This window comes from Roseibium sp. RKSG952, from assembly GCF_009711355.1.
Genome location: NZ_SMMF01000647.1, coordinates 1 through 3065 on the forward strand (window position 1 = coordinate 1; position 3065 = coordinate 3065).

Sequence of the window (3065 nt, forward strand, 5' to 3'; positions counted from 1 at the left end):
GGCAGGTCGGGTTCGCCGGACGCTCACCCTCAAATGATCGTCACGGAGCGCCCAGCTGCTGTCCGCCGGAAGCGCGGCCCGAGCAGTGCAAACAGGATGATGATGGCGATCTTCGGGTGAACATCCGAGGACATAACCACCCTTTACACCGAGGCGGCCAGCCGCAGGAAAATCGGCCTCGAACAAGGCAGCATTTTGGACCGAAACGAGAACAGATTTTGCCGCACCCTGCGCTTAGGCGCGGGGGAACGAGGCATAAACCCAACAAAAACAATTACATAAAAAAGTGGCGACCCCGGCAGGATTCGAACCTGCGACCATTCGCTTAGAAGGCGAGTGCTCTATCCAGCTGAGCTACGGGGCCTGAGTGTGCTTTTCGCACACTTATTTCTGACAGGAGCGGCACGGTAACGTCACCGGCTGCCGGCGTCGGACGTTAATGGGTCCAGGGAGAGACCCGATCAAACTTGAAATTGTCGGAATAGGATGCGCCGCGCACCTTGCGCTCGCGCGCGGCCTCGACGCGATGCGGGATCTTGTTGCGCCGCGCGTATTCGATGGCCTCTTCCCTGGTATCGAAATACAGCCGGACCTGACTCTTCATGTCCGATGACGATGTATATCCCATCAAGGGCTCGACGGAGCGCGGCACTTCCGGTTCGTAGTCAAGGACCCAACGGTGGGTCTTTGCCTTGCCAGATTGCATGGCCGTCTTAGCCGGCCGATAAATACGGGCCACCATCCTGCCGATCCTCATCAGTTCCTGTTGCGCGCTGTTTATCAAACAGGACGGCGGTGGTCCATGTTTTTTGACGTTTTCACCAGGAAGGATGCGAGACAGACGGCCAATGCCCCCAGAGTTCTACGCATGACAAACCAGACATCTATACAACCCCTGATCCTGAGTGCATGTTTAATAAAATACACCCAAGGAGCGTTACGGCTAGAGACACGCAAAGAGTTATAAGCTAAAATACAACAGCCGTTGAGTGCATTCGAAGCAGACGTAACGCAGCAGTGAAAGGCAACCCATCGCCGTGCTCACGATCAACCGCCCTATTTTTACAGAACTTGGCCCGAAAGCCATTGAAAAGGGCATTGCCGATCCAAAGTTATCGCTGTTTTACGAGAACATGATGTCCTCATCCGGCATCGTGACGGAAAAAATGCGCGATTTCATGCCGTATCTGAGCCTGTGCTCCGACAAGCTGGAAAACTGCGGGCCGCCGCCAATCTTTTACGTGGGCCGGCGCTCCAGCCAGCGTCTGCTTTTTGGTGATGACTGGGCACACCAGCAAGGCGAAGCCCTGCGGACGCCTGACCCGGAGCTGGAGTTTGCATCCGCCGACGGTTACCGGGCCGCCCTCGCCGGAAAGCCCTACTATGGCTACGCCAGAACCACGCTGCACTTTCAGGGCGCCAGCGTCGATATCGCTTTCGAGCGCCTGATCCTGACCCTGAAGCCCTCGCCACACTCAAACCGGAGGTTCTGTACCTATTTCGGGGTTATTCAGGATCTGCACCGGCTTCGGCAAGAATAGACTTGGCCAGCACAATCAAATCGGAACGGGTCGAATAGACAAGCCAGTCATCCGGCCGGATATGCGCAGGTGGCGTGACCCAGTGCGTTCCCCGCGGCGCGAATCGGCGATACCCAACCCTGAGACCGAAGCCCTTCAGGGCACTCTTCTCAGCCATCAATCCATAGAGATAGTCCGGTGACCACTTCAGAAGGGACACCAGGAACCCCATTTGCGTCAAGGCTTCGGCAAGCCCCTTGCCGCGCATGTCACCGCGCAGCCACAGGTTCCCATGATAGACGATCCGCCCCCTCATGGCATAGGCATCGCTGGCATGCTCATGACCAAGCTCGGCCTGCGCGCAAGGGTCGACAAAAATCCGCCGATGCTGCTGCCTCCAATGTTCCGCAAGACTCCGGTCACTCAATTCCTCGACCTTGGCCGCCTGAACGGACACCGGCATGCCGGACTTGTCCCATGCACCAATCCAGAAGGCCATGGAGCCATGAAGGTCAAAAAAACGGCTTGAAAAATCCTCCATCAGGTACCGGTCCGCGGTCGCGCGAATGGTTTTTTCGAATTCCGGAAAATCGGTACTCTCACGCAGGGTCAGTCCCTCACCCTCGATCCGCCCCTTCAGTTTTGCCAGCGCGGATGTGACAATCAACGTCGTATCAGTGGTGTGTTCCATATACATGGGCGGTCACCGTTCTTCTGACATAAGCTTCATAAAACACAAATAGTGTGATCAAATCCGCGCATATTTTGAAGCTTTACGTTGTGGTCAACAAAGGTCTTCACCAGAAAACGCACTTTCAATCTCTCATATTCCACCAAAACCGCGCACGTCTCTTGCCAATCAAATCACCATAGCGCGATTAGAGGTTTTTAACACCTTGAAATTGCAACAATCGAAAGCACGGCACCCTCCTGTCAGCCACCGAATTGCCCAGACATTTATTACTGACTTTCTGGACCGGGACCTGTGAAACCGGGCAGGCTCTGACTCCCTCGACCACGAGACATCAAAGGTTAGCTGAAGACCTGCGGCAAATGAAAATGGAGACCCGAAAAGCAGCAGCACTTTTACGGATGGACCGCCCTCTTTTCTTGCCGAACAAAGCTACGGAAGGCACTACCCGTTATCCGCCCGGCAGATCCACCCCGCCCGGACACCGCGTTGAAAGCTGCGCAGGACAGCCGACAAGAGCCGCGCTTCAAGGAAGACGAGCAACACGCTTCGCGCCGGAAAATTCAAAGAGTGAGAAAGTGGTCGGGGCAGCAAGATTCGAACTTGCGACCCTCTGGTCCCAAACCAGATGCGCTACCAGGCTGCGCTATACCCCGAGCAGTTGATTTGTGCGGATTTAACGGCACAGGCAGCCTGCGTCAAGTGAGAACAAAACCGGAAAACAATCCAGCTGTGGACAGCCGGGAGCAAAAGAGTCCCGAAATAGTCCCGAAGGATGTTCATATCCTGTTCCCTGCCCCTGTCCGCCCCCCCTAGTGTCCGTTCCGTAAACCCGGCCTTTATGACGGGCAGGT

General features: G+C 55.7%; 3 protein-coding genes and 2 tRNA genes. 1 reads left to right on the forward strand and 4 read right to left on the reverse strand.

The features are described from left to right. Positions 1-287: 287 nt before the first annotated feature. A tRNA-Arg gene (locus tag E1297_RS03275) sits at positions 288-364 on the reverse strand. Positions 365-436: 72 nt separating this feature from the next. After that, complete coding sequence (locus E1297_RS03280; RefSeq protein ID WP_155133833.1) at positions 437-742, reverse strand: ETC complex I subunit; 306 nt, start codon at positions 740-742, stop codon at positions 437-439. A gap of 295 nt (positions 743-1037) precedes the next feature. Here E1297_RS03280 and E1297_RS03285 point away from each other — a divergent pair, with 295 nt between their 5' ends. Then, a complete protein-coding gene (locus tag E1297_RS03285) occupies positions 1038-1541 on the forward strand; it encodes a hypothetical protein (RefSeq protein ID WP_196223170.1) in 504 nt (167 codons plus the stop codon). Here E1297_RS03285 and E1297_RS03290 read toward each other — a convergent pair. Further along, positions 1507-2217, reverse strand: coding sequence for a hypothetical protein (locus E1297_RS03290; protein ID WP_155133835.1), 711 nt, complete (start codon positions 2215-2217; stop codon positions 1507-1509). The genes E1297_RS03285 and E1297_RS03290 overlap by 35 nt on opposite strands. 573 nt (positions 2218-2790) lie before the next feature. Continuing rightward, positions 2791-2867, reverse strand: a tRNA-Pro gene (locus E1297_RS03295). Positions 2868-3065: the final 198 nt, after the last annotated feature.